This window comes from Butyrivibrio sp. WCD2001 (assembly GCF_000424485.1).
Taxonomy (GTDB): Bacteria; Bacillota; Clostridia; order Lachnospirales; family Lachnospiraceae; genus Butyrivibrio.
The window spans coordinates 11,695-27,391 of the sequence record NZ_AUJZ01000020.1 but is presented as its reverse complement, the minus strand read 5'-3'; the positions used below and the strand labels follow the sequence as shown (position 1 = coordinate 27,391).

Here is a 15,697-nt window from a genome sequence, read left to right as displayed (position 1 = left end):
TTATAAAAATGTAACATAAATGGAAAGGGTTTTACCGAATCGAATAATCGGTAAGAAAGGTAGTGAACATGGCAAACAAGTGGGTTTATATGTTTAGCGAAGGTGACATGACAATGCGTAACCTTCTCGGTGGTAAGGGTGCTAACCTTGCTGAGATGACAAGCATTGGTCTTCCGGTACCACAGGGTTTCACAATCACAACTGAGGCCTGCACACAGTACTACGAGGACGGACGTAAGATTAACGACGAGATCATGGCTCAGGCTATGGAAGGCGTTAAGAAGATGGAAGAGATCAACGGCAAGAAGTTTGGTGATCTTAACAATCCTCTTCTTGTATCTGTTCGTTCAGGTGCTCGTGCATCTATGCCTGGTATGATGGATACAATTCTTAACCTTGGTCTTAATGACGAGGTTGTTGCTGCAATGATCAAGGGCAATCCTGATCCTGCATTCGAGCGTTTCGTATATGATTCATATCGTCGTTTCATCCAGATGTTCTCAGACGTTGTTATGGAAGTAGGTAAGAAGTACTTCGAGCAGCTCATCGACAAGATGAAGGAGCAGAAGGGTGTTAAGTTTGACGTAGATCTTACAGCAGCTGATCTTAAGGAGCTTGCTGAGCAGTTCAAGGCTGAGTACAAGAACCAGCTTGGTTCTGATTTCCCTTCAGATCCTGTAGAGCAGCTTAAGCTCGCTATCGAGGCTGTATTCCGTTCATGGGATAACCCTCGTGCAAACGTTTACCGTCGTGACAACGATATCCCTTATTCTTGGGGAACAGCTGTTAACGTAATGCCTATGGTATTCGGTAACCTTAATAATGAGTCTGGTACAGGTGTTGCATTCACACGTGACCCTGCAACAGGTGAGAATAAGCTTATGGGTGAGTTCCTTATCAACGCTCAGGGTGAGGACGTAGTTGCCGGTGTTCGTACACCTATGCCGATCGCTCAGATGGAGAAGGAATTCCCTGAAGCATACGCTGAGTTCATCAAGGTTTGTGATACACTTGAGAACCACTATCACGACATGCAGGATATGGAGTTCACTGTTGAGAACAAGAAGCTCTATATGCTTCAGTGCCGTAACGGTAAGAGAACAGCTCCTGCTGCTCTTAAGATCGCTTGTGATCTTGTTGATGAGGGACACAAGACTCCTGAAGAAGCTGTAGCAATGATCGATCCTCGTAACCTTGATACACTTCTTCATCCTCAGTTTGACGCTGCTGCTCTTAAGGCTGCTACTCCTATGGGTAAGGGTCTTGGTGCTTCACCCGGAGCTGCTTGCGGTAAGGTTGTATTCACAGCTGATGATGCTGTAGCATGGGCTGAGAGAGGTGAGAAGGTTATCCTTGTTCGTCTTGAGACATCACCTGAGGATATCACAGGTATGAAGGCTGCTCAGGGTATCCTTACAGTTCGTGGTGGTATGACATCACACGCTGCCGTTGTTGCTCGTGGTATGGGTGAGTGCTGCGTTTCCGGATGTGGCGACATCAACATGGACGAGGAGAACAAGAAGTTCACACTTGCTGGTAAAGAGTTCCACGAGGGAGACTTCATCTCTATCGACGGTACAACAGGTAACATCTATGATGGCGTTATCAAGACTGTAGACGCTCAGATCGCCGGTGAGTTCGGTCGTATCATGGATTGGGCTGATCAGTTCAGAAAGCTTAAGGTTCGTACAAACGCTGATACACCCGCTGATGCTAAGAAGGCTCGTGAGCTTGGTGCTGAGGGTATCGGTCTTTGCCGTACAGAGCACATGTTCTTCGAGGAAGACAGAATTGCTGCATTCCGTGAGATGATCTGCTCTGACACAGCTGAGGAGAGAGAAGCTGCTCTTGAGAAGATTCTTCCTTATCAGCAGAAAGACTTCAAGGCTCTTTATGAGGCACTTGAGGGCTGCCCTGTAACAATCAGATTCCTTGATCCTCCGCTTCATGAGTTCGTTCCTACAACAGAGGAAGACATTAAGAAGCTTGCAGATGCTCAGGGTAAGAGCGTAGAGGAGATCAAGGCTATCATCGCTTCTCTTCACGAGTTCAACCCTATGATGGGTCACAGAGGATGCCGTCTTGCAGTTACATATCCTGAAATTGCTAAGATGCAGACTAAGGCTGTTATCCGTGCTGCTCTTGAGGTTCAGAAGGAGCACGCTGACTGGAACGTTAAGCCTGAGATCATGATTCCTCTTGTATGTGAAGTTAAAGAGCTTAAGTTCGTTAAGAAGGTTGTATGTGAGACAGCAGATGCTGAGATCGCTGCAGCTGGTGCTAAGCTTGAGTATGAGGTTGGTACAATGATCGAGATCCCGAGAGCTGCTCTTACAGCTGACGAGATCGCTGCTGAGGCTGACTTCTTCTGCTTCGGTACAAACGACCTTACACAGATGACATTTGGATTCTCTCGTGATGACGCTGGTAAGTTCCTTAACGCTTACTATGATGAGAAGATCTTCGAGAACGATCCTTTCGCTAAGCTTGATCAGACAGGTGTTGGTAAGCTTATGGATATGTCACTTAAGCTTGGTAAGCCCGTTAATCCTAAGCTTCACGTTGGTATCTGCGGAGAGCACGGTGGAGATCCTTCATCAGTTGAGTTCTGCCACAAGATTGGCCTTGACTATGTTTCATGCTCACCTTTCCGTGTACCTGTTGCAAGACTTGCAGCAGCTCAGGCAGCTATCGCAAACAAGTAATTTTTGCCTAAGGCTTAAAACTTGTTCGGTGTGAATGAGTAAAATATAAGAGATTCCCCTTTTGTTTAATGCAAGAGGGGAATCTTTTTTTAGGTGTAAATGTGTATTTAAACATACATGAAATACAGCTATAATAATTGCATATATACTTTTTATGAAAAGCTTATGGAGGTTATGCAATGGGAAAATGGTCCAGAATAATGTATCATCCGAATCTTCCTTTAGGAGAGGATGGAAATAAGGTTACTGCTTCTGCTGAGCATATAGCGATTTCTAAGAATGCTGCAAAAGAAGGTATGGTTCTTTTAAAAAATGAAAAGAGTATACTGCCTCTTGCAAGAGGACAAAAGGTCGCTCTTTTTGGAAAAGCAACGATAGATTATGTAAAGGGAGGCGGCGGATCAGGTGATGTTACCGTTCCCTACGTTACAAACCTCGCTGAGGGATTTAAGAAACTTGGAGCGAGGGTTTCTCTTTTCGAAGATTCTATTGATTTTTATGAGGATTATGTAAAAGGATTATATAAGGAAGGCAAGATGCCGGGACTTATAGCAGAGCCCGCGCTTCCTGAGGATATTCTGACTAAGGCAAAAGCGTTTACTGATACTGCAATTATTTCAATCAGCAGATATTCGGGTGAAGGTTGGGACAGAAAGAGTGATAAGGTAATCGATCGCACTTTTAAGGGAGTGGATCAGCCCCTAATAGATATGACAAATGGCATTTTTGAAAGAGGTGACTTTTATCTTTCAAAGGCTGAAGAGGAGTTAATCAATTCTGTAAGTAAGGCTTTCGAGAAAACTGTTATAGTATTGAATATCGGCGGCATGTTTGATGTTTCATGGATTAAAGACAGCAAGGACATAGACGCTGCTCTTATCGCATGGCAGGGCGGCATGGAAGGCGGCCTTGCTACAGCTGAGCTTTTATGTGGACTTGGGAATCCCAGTGGTAAACTGGCGGATACCTTTGCGAGGAACCTCTCTGATTATCCGGGAACAGAACATTTCCATGATTCTGATGATTATGTTGAATACGAAGAGGATATCTATGTAGGCTATAGATATTTTGAGACAATCAAGGATGCATCCGATAAGGTAATATATCCCTTCGGATATGGTCTTTCATACACGGACTTTAGCGTAAGCCGCGTCAAAATAAGAGAAGACGACGGCATAATCACTGTGAAGGCAAATGTGACAAACAATGGTCAATATGCAGGAAAAGAAGTGGTTCAGATCTATGTTTCGTCGCCGCAGGGCAAGCTCGGAAAACCTGAGAAAACACTTGTAGGTTTTAAAAAGACTGCTTTACTTGAGCCCGGACAGACACAGAGGGTAGTAGTTGAATTTCCTGTTGATGTTTTTGCATCCTATGATGACCTTGGAAAGATTCAGAAGTCTGCTTACGTCCTTGAAAAGGGAAGATATAAATTTTTTGTAGGGACAGATGTAAGAAATGCAAGATCTGCTGAGCAGGAATATGTCCTTGATGATAATAAGATTGTGTGCCAGCTCACCCAGAAGATGGCTCCTGTTGCTTTAAAGAAGAGACTTCTTGCGGACGGTACATATGAAATGTTAGAGCAGGGAGATGCTTCTAAATATAATGAGAATGAGCTTACACCTCTTTCCGAAGATGAACTGGAAGGTATGTCACCTGCAATTAGACCTGAAAAGTCCGTGAACCGTTATAAGCCCGCAGACAAACCTCAGTTTATCGATGTTTTCACAGGGAAAATTTCTATTGATAAATTCATAGAAGGATTATCGGATGAAGATCTGGCATGGCTTGTAGGAGGACAGCCAAATACTGGTGTGGCCAATACCTTTGGATACGGAAATAATAATGAATTTGGTATTCCTAATGTTATGACAGCTGATGGACCTGCCGGCCTAAGAATTCAGCCTCATGTTGGTGTTAAGACAACAGCTTTCCCATGTGCAACACTGCTTGCATGTACCTGGGATCCGGAAGTGGCAACGAAGGTTGGAATTGCCGGAGGAGAAGAGGTTAAGGAGAATAACATCGGAGTATGGCTGACACCTGCAATGAATATTCACAGATCGCCTCTTTGCGGCAGAAACTTTGAGTATTATTCAGAAGATCCACTCCTAACCGGAAAGATGGCTGCCGGAATGGTACGTGGAATTCAGAGTAACCATATTGCTGCAACAATAAAGCATTTTGCTCTGAATAATAAAGAGACCAATAGAAAGGACAGTGATTCAAGAGCATCTGAGAGGGCAATCCGTGAGATTTACTTAAAGGGTTTTGAAATTGTTGTTAAAGAGGCTCATCCCTGGAGCATAATGACATCCTACAATATCATAAATGGAAGACGCGCTTCGGAAAACGAGGATATGATAAATGGAATTCTTCGCGGAGAATGGGGCTTTGATGGTATGGTTACTACCGACTGGTGGACCCACGGCGAGAATTATAAAGAATGTAAGGCCGGAAATGATATGAAGATGGGATGCGGATATCCGGACAGAATAATAGCTGCTCTTGAAAAAGGCGCCATCACACGAGATGAACTAAACATGGCAGCTAAGAATATCCTTACATTAATACTGAGAATTGATTAAATAAAAATGCCTTCCCCCAAGGGAGGTGATAGTGATATAAAAAAGCCTTCCCCCCATGGGGGAAGGTGGCAGCGAAGCTGACGGATGGGGGTCACCTCATGAATCCTTCACAACAACTTTTCCGCCGTTTTTAACACTGTCCTGCTCAAGAAGTTCAACGGCAGATGCAGCAATTTCATAATACATTGCGGCATTGTCGCCTATATCAGCCATCTTTTTCATGTTGGTTTCACAGAATTTCTTTGCCTCGGCAATATCACTTTGTGAAAAGACTTTACTCCCGCAATAAAGTGTACCGGTTGAGGGGTCAAAGTGAGAATCTTTCTTCTTTGCTTCTCCACTCATGCCCATGACACCTGCCAGAGAACGGATTAAATCTTCACGATTGTCTGCCATAATTAACCTCCATTCGAAGATGCGATTATTGAACCAACTTATGAATATATTTTCGCACAGAGGTTATTTTTTGACTATTAACTACTTATTATAAAAATATAAAAAACTTGAGAATAGATTGGAGAAACTATTGGATATTGCAGTATTCGGTGATATTCATGGAAATCACTCAGCCCTTCAGGCCTGTATAGATTATTGCATGGGGAAGGGGATAACTAATTACATTTTACTTGGAGATTATATTTCGGATTGCCCGGGCGTAAGAAAGACAATGGATCTCATATATGTGCTCAGACAGTATTTCACGTGCTATACTGTTCGCGGAAATCGCGAGGAAAGCATGCTGAATTACAGAAAATCCGGTGAGAACGGTTGGATGAAAGGTTCAGGAAGCGGCGCTCTTCTTTATACATATGAGCAATTGACAGAGAAGGATTTTAATCTGTTTGAGGAACTTCCGATTTACGGAATATGGAATCCGGAAGGTTCGGCAGGCTTTGAATATTGTCACGGATCACCGTCAAATGCGTCGGAACTTCTATTCGGGGATAAGAGAAACACCAAGCGCACACTTAATAAAATAAAAACAAACATGCTCCTGCATGCACATACTCATGTACAGGAGTGCTTTTTATACAGAGAAAAAAGAGCGGTGAATCCCGGAGCTATGGGACTTCCCAGAAATAAGAACTGCTATGCTGAGTTCGCCATTATCCACAGCGGTAAGACCGGTTGGGAGGAAGAACTGGTACAGGTAAAATATGACAGGCATGAAATCCTTAAGGAATTTCAGTCAAGCGGTCTTATGGAATATGCACCTGCATGGGCGGCAATAACTATGCATACAATCAGAACCGGTGTGGATCTAAGCGAATCCATTCTTCTACAGGCGATGAAGCTTTGTGAGGAGGACAGGGGAATGGTAAGATGGCCGGCAATACCTGAGCAGTACTGGGCAGAGGCTCTTAAGGAAAACTATGTGGATTTGTCGGGCAAGGATATCCCGCGCCCAAAGCATAATAATTAAAACACTATTTCTTTGCATTTCTGCAAATATTCACATGTGGGTATTGCATTTTTTATCGTGTGTGGTAATATATTTCTTGGTGATTAGCACTCGAATCATATGAGTGCTAACAATAAAAAGTCAATAATATGTTGAAGATATAAGGAGGCAAAAAAAATGAAGTTAGAACCACTTGCAGACAGAGTCGTACTTAAGGCGCTTGAAGCTGAGGAGACAACTAAGTCAGGAATCGTACTTCCCGGTGCAGAGAAGGAGAAGCCGCAGCAGGCAGAGGTTATCGCTGTAGGCCCCGGCGGAGTCGTTGATGGTAAGGAAGTGAAGATGCAGGTAAAGAAGGGTGACAACGTTATCTATTCCAAGTATGCAGGAACAGAGGTTAAGCTCGACGACGTTACCTACATCATTGTTAAGCAGAACGATATACTCGCTATCATTAAGTAATTATCTCATCTATGCCTTCTCCTTGGGGAGAAGGTGCCCGAAGGGCGGATGAGGGGAAAAACAATATACGGAGGCATATAAAAATGGCAAAGACAATTAAGTACGGTGCTGACGCCCGCACAGCTATGGTAGAAGGCGTTAATAAGCTTGCAGATACAGTAAGAGTAACAATCGGACCTAAGGGAAGAAATGTAGTTCTTGATAAGAGCTATGGTGCACCCACAATCACAAACGACGGTGTTACAATCGCAAAAGAGATCGAGCTTGAGGATGCTTATGAGAACATGGGCGCTCAGCTTGTTAAGGAAGTTGCTACAAAGACTAACGATGTAGCAGGTGACGGTACAACAACAGCTACAGTACTTGCACAGGCTATGATCAATGAAGGTGTTAAGAACCTTGCAGCAGGAGCTAACCCTATTGTTCTTAGAAAGGGCATGAAGAAGGCTACAGATGCAGCAGTAGCTTCTATCAGCAAGATGGCTACAAAGGTTAAGGGCAAGGATCAGATCATGAGAGTTGCCGCTGTTTCATCAGGTGATGATGAAGTTGGTCAGATGATCGCTGACGCTATGGAGAAGGTTTCCAATGATGGCGTTATCACAATTGAGGAATCCAAGACAATGCTCACAGAGCTTGATCTTGTAGAAGGTATGCAGTTTGATCGTGGTTATATCTCAGCTTACATGGCTACAGATATGGACAAGATGGAAGCTAACCTTGATGATCCTTTCATACTCATCACAGATAAGAAGATTTCCAATATCCAGGATATTCTTCCTCTTCTTGAGCAGATTGTTAAGACAGGTTCTAAGCTTCTTATCATCGCTGAGGACGTTGACGGTGAGGCTCTTACAACTCTTATCGTTAACAAGCTCCGCGGAACCTTCAATGTAGTTGCTGTTAAGGCTCCCGGCTATGGTGACAGAAGAAAGGCTATGCTTGAGGATATCGCTATTCTTACAGGTGGTAAGGTTATCAGCTCTGACCTTGGTCTTGAGCTTAAGGATACTACAATGGATGATCTTGGTCGTGCTAAGAGCATCAAGGTTGAGAAGGAGAAGACAACAATCGTTGATGGCCTTGGCAATAAGGGCGACATTCAGGCAAGAGTTGCTCAGATCAAGAAGCAGATTGATGACACAACTTCTGATTTTGATAGAGAGAAACTTCAGGAGAGACTTGCTAAGCTCGCCGGCGGTGTTGCAGTTATCAGAGTAGGTGCTGCTACAGAGACAGAGATGAAGGAAGCTAAGTATCGTATGGAGGATGCTCTCAATGCTACAAGAGCAGCTGTTGAGGAAGGTATCATCTTTGGTGGTGGTAGTGCATACATTCATGCTTGCAAGGATGTTGAGAAGGTAGCAGCTTCACTTGAGGGTGATGAGAAGACAGGTGCTAAGGTAGTTCTTAAGGCACTCGAAGCTCCTCTTTACCATATTGCAAACAATGCCGGTCTTGACGGATCTGTAATTGTTAATAAGGTTAAGGAGTCCAAGAAGGGAATTGGATTCAACGCATACTCAGAGGAGTACGTTGATATGATCAAGGATGGTATCATTGACCCTGCAAAGGTTACAAGAAGTGCCCTTCAGAATGCTACATCTGTTGCATCAAGCTTCCTTACAACTGAGGCAGCTGTTGCTACAATCAAGGAGCCCGTACCTCCGATGCCTGCAGGCGGTGCAGGAATGGGAATGATGTAATCCATAAGGATGAATCAACCATAATGTTAAATTAGATATAGATCGCATTATCTAAAAAAATAGGAAGACAGTCTATCGATTTATTCGAAATAGATTGTCTTCCTTTTTGATTTACAGCAAATTCATTATATTGGTACATATTTAATATGCAGTTAATAGTTTTTTTGTTCATATAAAGCTAAAATATTTATAATGTAGGGATTCTATGTACACAGTGGGGACATCCGCGGAAAAATGATTTTCCTGTAAGCTCAGGTAGACGATGGTGTCTTGGTGAGAGCAAACTTGGAGGTTCGAAGTGAAGAAGATACTGATAGTTGACGATGAACTTATGATGCTGAAGATAGCGGATCGTGCACTTAAGAATGATTATGAGACTATCCTGGTTGATTCCGGAGAAGCTGCTGTTGAACTGTTCGTAAGAAGCCTTCCGGATATGGTTATCTCGGATATTAAGATGCCTTCTATGTCAGGCTATGAATTGCAGAGACTGATAAAGTCCAAGGCAGGAGTGAATGTTCCATTTATTTTTCTTACTTCCGATGACAGTAAAGAGAGCGAGAATAAAGGACTTGAAATGGGCGCGGCCGATTATATTAAAAAACCGGTCAGGGCCGATGAACTTCTTTCAAGAGTAAACAGTGTTTTTGACAATGCAGCCGGTAAAACAGTCTCAGATAATGATAATGCAGATATTTCAAAAACAGATCCAAAGGACAATGAATTTATAGACCGGGAACTTGAAAAACTTCCCGAATGGATAATTGAAGAACCGCTGATCGATGCCCGGGAGGGGATAAAAAACTGTGCTTCTGCCGAGGCATATCTTTCATCAATCGATATTTTTATAAGACATATTTCGAATAATATTGAAATACTTGAAAAGTGTTTTGCAGAAGGTGACATAGAGAATTATACGATTAAAGCTCACGGGCTTAAAAGTACATCCAGAATAATAGGATGTATGACTTTATCAGCTAAGGCCTTAGAGATGGAAAACGCAGCGAATGAAAATAACATTGAGTTTATAAAGAATAATCATATCGCTTTTATTGAAGAATGCAGAAGGCATGAGAAAGCACTTTTGGATCGGACAAAAGAGGAGGAGAAGGAAGAAATATCTGATGAGGAGGTCCAGGATGCACTTATGGCAATAAGAGAGTTTGCTATAGAAGAAGACTTTGATATAGTTCAGTCAATAGTGGATTCTCTTATGAAACGTGCTTTAAAGCCTGAAGACTATAAGAAAATATCTTCGATAAAAATCTATCTGAATAGTCTTGAGTGGGATGAAATTCGTAATATTACCAATGCCATCTGAGGGGGTTCAAATGGGTAAGGAAAAAATGGGTAAGGAAAACGTGGTTATTTTAAGCTCGCAGGAAACATTTTCGGTGCACGGAATGGAAATGAAGCTTGCTGAAATAGGATGTGTTAGCAAATACATACCGATTGATATGAAAAAGCTACAAAGCAATACTGAGAGCTGCGAGCTCATAGTTTATTATATGGATGAGACTGTTTCTGATAGTGCTTCATTCCTGGTATATTTAAAAGACCTTTGCATGGAGAAGGAAAAAAGTCTTATTTTGATTGGTAAGCATGAAGAGTACAATGAAGCTATTAAAACCATACCGGGAAGGTGCATCACAGCTTGGTTTGAACGTCCCTTGGATATGAAGGCGTTCCTGGATACAGTGTCGGATGTATTTAGTCAGAGAATGTTGCAGCAGACACGAAAAGTCGTGCTTATAGTGGATGATGATGTGGCCTATATGCAGATGATTCGTGACTGGCTTAAGGATTCCTATCAAGTGGTTATGGCTAATACAGGTATAAAGGCAATCCGTTGGCTTACGGTTAACAAAGCAGATCTTGTGTTGCTTGATTATCAGATGCCCATAACCACAGGGCCGCAAATTTTTGAAATGCTAAAAAGTGATACGGAAACAGATGAACTTCCGGTAATGTTCCTGACAGGGCAAAAGAGCCGAGAGAGTGTCATGACAGCTATGAGGCTGAAACCGGTGGATTATATTCTTAAGAGCATCGGAAGAGATGCCCTCCGAGATAAACTTGATCAGTACTTTGCTATTCAGAAAGCAATTGCACGCTAGTGCCGGATGAGGGCATGAAATAAAAAAACAACTTTCATATAAAAGTCAAGATTTGATTTATTTAAATTACCTCCTTATAATTATTTTGTGGGTTATGTTATTTATTTAACAAAATAATTATTTTAAGGAGGTATTTGTATGTCACGTTTTACACTGCCCAGAGATATCTATCATGGGAAAGGCGCACTTGAAGCGCTGAAGACTTTTGAGGGCAAAAGAGCCATCATTTGTACAGGTGGCGGTTCTATGAAAAGGGGCGGATTTCTTCAGAAGGTAGAAGAGTACCTGAAGGAAGCCGGAATGGAGACAGAGCTTTTTGAGGGTATCGAACCTGATCCGTCAGTTGAGACGGTTATGAAGGGTGCTGAAGCAATGCAGAAGTTCCAGCCTGACTGGATCGTTGCTATCGGTGGTGGTTCACCTATAGATGCTGCAAAGGCTATGTGGATTAAGTATGAGTATCCGGATACCACTTTTGAAGATATGTGTAAGGTTTTTGGCCTTCCTAAGCTTCGCACAAAGGCTAAATTCTGTGCTATTTCATCAACATCCGGCACAGCTACCGAGGTTACTGCATTTTCCATCATCACTGATTATCAGAAGGGCATTAAGTTCCCGATCGCTGATTTTGAGATTACTCCCGATGTAGCTATCGTTGATCCCGAACTTGCTCATACAATGCCTAAAAAGCTTGTTGCTCACACCGGTATGGATGCTATGACACATGCTGTTGAGGCTTATGTTTCCACAGCAAATTGTGATTACACAGATCCGCTTGCAATTCACGCTATAGAGATGATCCAGAAGAATCTTGTTAAGTCCTATAATGAAGACATGGATGCAAGAGATGCTATGCACAATGCTCAGTGCCTTGCAGGTATGGCATTCTCCAATGCGCTTCTTGGAATCGTTCACTCAATGGCTCACAAGACAGGTGCTGCTTTTGCAGACCTCGGAGCTCACATCATCCACGGCGCAGCTAATGCTATGTACCTTCCTAAGGTAGTTGCATTCAACGCTAAGGACGAGACAGCTAAGAAGCGCTATGGCGTTATCGCTGATTACATGCACCTCGGCGGCAAGGATGACGATGAGAAGGTTGAACTCCTCATTGATTATCTTCGCAAGATGAATGATTCTCTTAACATCCCTCACAGCATAAACCATTATGGTCCCGACGGACTTCCGGCTGAACAGGGATTTGTTCCGGAGAATGTATTCCTTGAGAGACTCCATGACATTGCTGCTAACGCAATTCTTGATGCCTGCACAGGTTCCAACCCTCGTCAGCCCAGCCAGGAAGAGATGGAGAAACTCCTTAAGTGCTGCTACTATGATACAGAAGTAGATTTCTAATCTTTATCAAAAACGCTTCATGAGTGATATGTACCCTCTTTACCGGACAAAACGGTAAGGAGGGTATTTTTTGCTCTTTGAGAAAAGCATAATTCCTACCCTGAAAGTGCTAATAAGTGTTTGCAAAACAAATGCATTATGATAAAATGTAAAATAATTTACATGCGTCTAAAATAAATGGGAAAAATATGGAAAACACCAGAGCTTGTAAGCATTGTCTTCTACGGGATATTGAAGGCGAAGAGAAGAAAATGATAAAAAAATATCGCGATGCCATAACTCCTGATAGCAGGGTTACGGATACAGTATATGAGAACAGGTTAGGTATATGTACACAGTGCGACAAGCTATCAATAGGGACCTGTCTTGTTTGCGGATGCTATGTGGAGTTAAGAGCACTGGGCATTGGTACACATTGCCCTAAGAAAAAATGGTAAATCCATTATTTAGAGGAGGAAGAGAAATTGGCTAAACTTTTAATCAACAACGAGAGTAAAAAATCAAAGATTGCACCTGAAATCTACGGACATTTTTCAGAACATCTCGGAAGGTGTATCTATGAAGGCCTTTATGTCGGGGATAATTCTGACATTCCTAATGTGAATGGTATGAGAAGTGATGTGGTTAAGGCACTTAAGGAAATGAAGATACCGGTACTTCGCTGGCCCGGCGGATGCTTTGCGGATGAGTATCATTGGATGGATGGCATTGGCCCCAAAGAAAAGAGAAAGAAGATGATCAACACACATTGGGGCGGTGTAGTTGAGGACAACAGTTTGGGAACACATGAATTCTTTGAGCTTACAAAGCAGCTTGGCTGTAAGACTTATGTTAATGCCAATATGGGATCAGGTACAGTAAGAGAGATGAGTGAATGGGTTGAATATATGACCTTTAACGGCGTATCACCTATGGCTGATCTCAGAAAAGAGAATGGTCATGAGGAGCCCTGGACGGTAGACTATCTTGGAGTTGGTAATGAAAACTGGGGATGTGGGGGCAACATGAGACCTACATACTATGCCGATGAATATAGAAGATATCAGACATATGTAAGAAACTACAACGGTTCTAAGCCAATTTCAAAGATTTGCTGTGGACCTAATGTTGATGATTATAACTGGACAAAAAATGTACTTGAAACCTGCTTTGATCATACACCCCCGCAGTTCCATGGCTTTATGGATGGACTTTCATTACATTACTATACTCTTCCTGAAACAGAGGATGACTGGAATGTAAAGGGATCAGCTACAAAGTTCACAGAGGAAGTATTCTATCAGACACTTAAGAGAAGTCTCTTCATGGATGAACTTATCAGAAAGCATGGAGCGATCATGGATCAGTATGATCCGGATAAGAAGATCGGTCTTATGGTTGATGAGTGGGGAATATGGACTGATGTTGAACCAGGCACTAATCCCGGATTCCTTTATCAGCAGAATACTATGCGTGATGCACTTGTAGCAGGAATGAACCTGAATATATTCAACAAGCATTCAGATAGGGTAAGGATGGCATGCATTGCACAGATGGTTAATGTTCTTCAGTCAGTTATTCTTACTGAAAATGAGAAGATGATAAAAACTCCTACCTATCACGTATTTAAGATGTTCAGATATCATCAGGGAGCGAACCTTCTTGATAGTGAACTTATCAACAATAGTAAGGTTGGTTCAGGCAAGAATGAACTTCCCAAGCTGTTTGAATCAGTTTCCGAGGATGAAAACGGAGTAGTGACAGTGACACTGACCAACAATTCCCTTGAAGCAGCTGAGGATGTTGAAATTGCTTTCACAAGTGATTCCGATTCATATAAAGTTGCAGAGGCTTCAGTGGTAACAGGTAAAATGGCAGATCACAACACCTTTGAGAACCCCGATGTTGTAACAGAAGATAAGTTTACTGATTACAACGAAAAAGAGAACGGAGTAACAGTAAAGATTCCTGCCTGCTCAGTTCTCATGCTCCGTTTGAAAAAATAAACTATATCAGTTCTTATTTAATCTTGTTCTTAATTGCTTCATTACAAGCATATACAGAATGTAAGAAAATACACCTGTCGTAAACCATGAGAGTGCATCACCTGCAACAGCGATAGCAAAGCTGTGAACTCTCATGGAGACAAAAGCGGTAAGCAGCCTTGATACAAGCTCCATAATACCGAGCATCAGGGCTGTTTTTCCGTATCCGCAGGCTTGCATTGCATTTCTGTAAATGAAGATCATGGCAAGCGGGATATAGAAAAGAGCTGCCTCTGTAATATAAATCTTGCTATAAGGAAGATAGTCAGCCAGGTTTACGCCCTTGTCGAAAAACATACTTACAATGTAGGGCATCATAACTACGCTGAGGATACCGGTTATTACAGAATAAATTACAGAGATCTTCATGGCATCCTTCGTTCCCTGATGTACTCTGTCAAGATCACCATAACCGAAGTTCTGACCGACGAAAGCAGCAGTAGTCTGTCCTATGGAAGGCATTCCGGCAGTCATAAGATTTACTACTTTTCCTGCAGCTGTAAAACCGCCTATCGCAACTGACTGATAGATGTTGATTGATGCCTGCATGACCATTGTTCCGGAAGCTGTGATTCCAAACTGAAGAGCCATAGGGATACCGATGTTTAGCTGTTTCATGGCAAAGCCCTTATCCAGCTTCCAACTTCCTTTTACAGGTCTTAAAATATCCACCTTTTTATAAATGTAAATAATACACAGAATGGCTGACGCACCCTGTGATATATCTGTAGCAAGGGCAGCACCGAAGGTTCCCAGTCCAAATACAATGATGAATAAAAGGTCCAGAACGATATTAAGTGCAGCTGAAAAAATCAGGAAATACAGTGGCGTCTTACTGTTTCCGATTGCCCTTAGAGAAGCAGCAAAAAGATTATATCCGATAAGAGCAAAGCTTCCGGCGCATATGGTAATGATATAGGCATAGGCATAATCGTAGATGTCATCCGGAGTATTCATTATATGAAGAAGGCTTGGCATGCTGATTATGGCAATTACCGTCACCACTAAAGTGCTGATAACACCAAGAATGATCGCGTTTACAAAAGCCTGCCTTGTACCTTCCTTACTTCCCGCTCCAAACTGGTGGCTTATGAGAACTGTGTAACCTGTTGTCATACCATTGGCAAGTCCCATTATCATAAACATTATAGTTCCTGTGGACCCAACGGCCGCAAGAGCCTCGGGACCTACAAAACGTCCGACGATTACGGTATCTACCATGTTGTAGAACTGTTGGAAAATAAATCCTAAAAGTATCGGTATTACAAACTTTAAAAGTATCGGAAGGGGCTTCCCTTCAGTCATTTTTCCATTCATTTCTTATCTCCTCAAAA

General features: G+C 42.4%; 12 protein-coding genes. 10 read left to right on the top strand and 2 right to left on the bottom strand.

Going from position 1 to position 15,697, the window contains the following annotated elements; all coding sequences use genetic code 11:
* Positions 1-68 precede the first annotated feature (68 nt).
* Positions 69-2,705 (top strand): pyruvate, phosphate dikinase, encoded by a 2,637-nt coding sequence (gene ppdK, locus G630_RS0114610; protein WP_022763115.1) that lies wholly within the window; start codon positions 69-71, stop codon positions 2,703-2,705.
* A 179-nt stretch (positions 2,706-2,884) separates the two neighbouring features.
* Entirely contained in the window at positions 2,885-5,296 is a 2,412-nt protein-coding gene (locus G630_RS0114605; protein ID WP_026499006.1) for a glycoside hydrolase family 3 protein, read from the top strand.
* 96 nt (positions 5,297-5,392) lie between these two features.
* Here the strand turns inward: G630_RS0114605 and G630_RS0114600 are convergent, their stop codons facing one another.
* Positions 5,393-5,692: a hypothetical protein gene (locus G630_RS0114600; protein ID WP_022763117.1), complete on the bottom strand. Its 300-nt coding sequence runs from the start codon at positions 5,690-5,692 to the stop codon at positions 5,393-5,395.
* A 130-nt stretch (positions 5,693-5,822) separates the two neighbouring features.
* On the opposite strand from G630_RS0114600, the gene G630_RS0114595 reads away from it, so the two are divergent.
* The 8 genes from G630_RS0114595 to G630_RS0114560 all read left to right on the top strand — a co-directional run bounded on the left by G630_RS0114595 (position 5,823) and on the right by G630_RS0114560 (position 14,324).
* Positions 5,823-6,719, top strand: coding sequence for a metallophosphoesterase family protein (locus G630_RS0114595; RefSeq protein WP_026499005.1), 897 nt, complete (start codon positions 5,823-5,825; stop codon positions 6,717-6,719).
* Between the two features lie 156 nt (positions 6,720-6,875).
* A complete protein-coding gene (locus G630_RS0114590) occupies positions 6,876-7,160 on the top strand; it encodes a co-chaperone GroES (protein WP_022763119.1) in 285 nt (94 codons plus the stop codon).
* Between the two features lie 83 nt (positions 7,161-7,243).
* Complete coding sequence (gene groL, locus G630_RS0114585; protein ID WP_026499004.1) at positions 7,244-8,866, top strand: chaperonin GroEL; 1,623 nt, start codon at positions 7,244-7,246, stop codon at positions 8,864-8,866.
* Between the two features lie 298 nt (positions 8,867-9,164).
* Positions 9,165-10,187, top strand: coding sequence for a response regulator transcription factor (locus tag G630_RS23800; protein ID WP_049946240.1), 1,023 nt, complete (start codon positions 9,165-9,167; stop codon positions 10,185-10,187).
* 10 nt (positions 10,188-10,197) lie between these two features.
* Positions 10,198-10,983, top strand: a complete 786-nt coding sequence (locus tag G630_RS0114575) for a response regulator (RefSeq protein ID WP_022763122.1) — start codon at positions 10,198-10,200, stop codon at positions 10,981-10,983.
* Between the two features lie 138 nt (positions 10,984-11,121).
* The gene (locus G630_RS0114570; RefSeq protein ID WP_022763123.1) at positions 11,122-12,339 is read left to right on the top strand and encodes an iron-containing alcohol dehydrogenase; all 1,218 of its coding nucleotides are present in this window, start codon (positions 11,122-11,124) and stop codon (positions 12,337-12,339) included.
* A 188-nt stretch (positions 12,340-12,527) separates the two neighbouring features.
* Complete coding sequence (locus G630_RS0114565) at positions 12,528-12,776, top strand: DUF6171 family protein (protein WP_022763124.1); 249 nt, start codon at positions 12,528-12,530, stop codon at positions 12,774-12,776.
* 27 nt (positions 12,777-12,803) lie between these two features.
* Entirely contained in the window at positions 12,804-14,324 is a 1,521-nt protein-coding gene (locus tag G630_RS0114560) for an alpha-N-arabinofuranosidase (protein WP_026499003.1), read from the top strand.
* Positions 14,325-14,330: 6 nt separating this feature from the next.
* Here the strand turns inward: G630_RS0114560 and G630_RS0114555 are convergent, their stop codons facing one another.
* Positions 14,331-15,680, bottom strand: coding sequence for an MATE family efflux transporter (locus G630_RS0114555; protein ID WP_026499002.1), 1,350 nt, complete (start codon positions 15,678-15,680; stop codon positions 14,331-14,333).
* Positions 15,681-15,697: the final 17 nt, after the last annotated feature.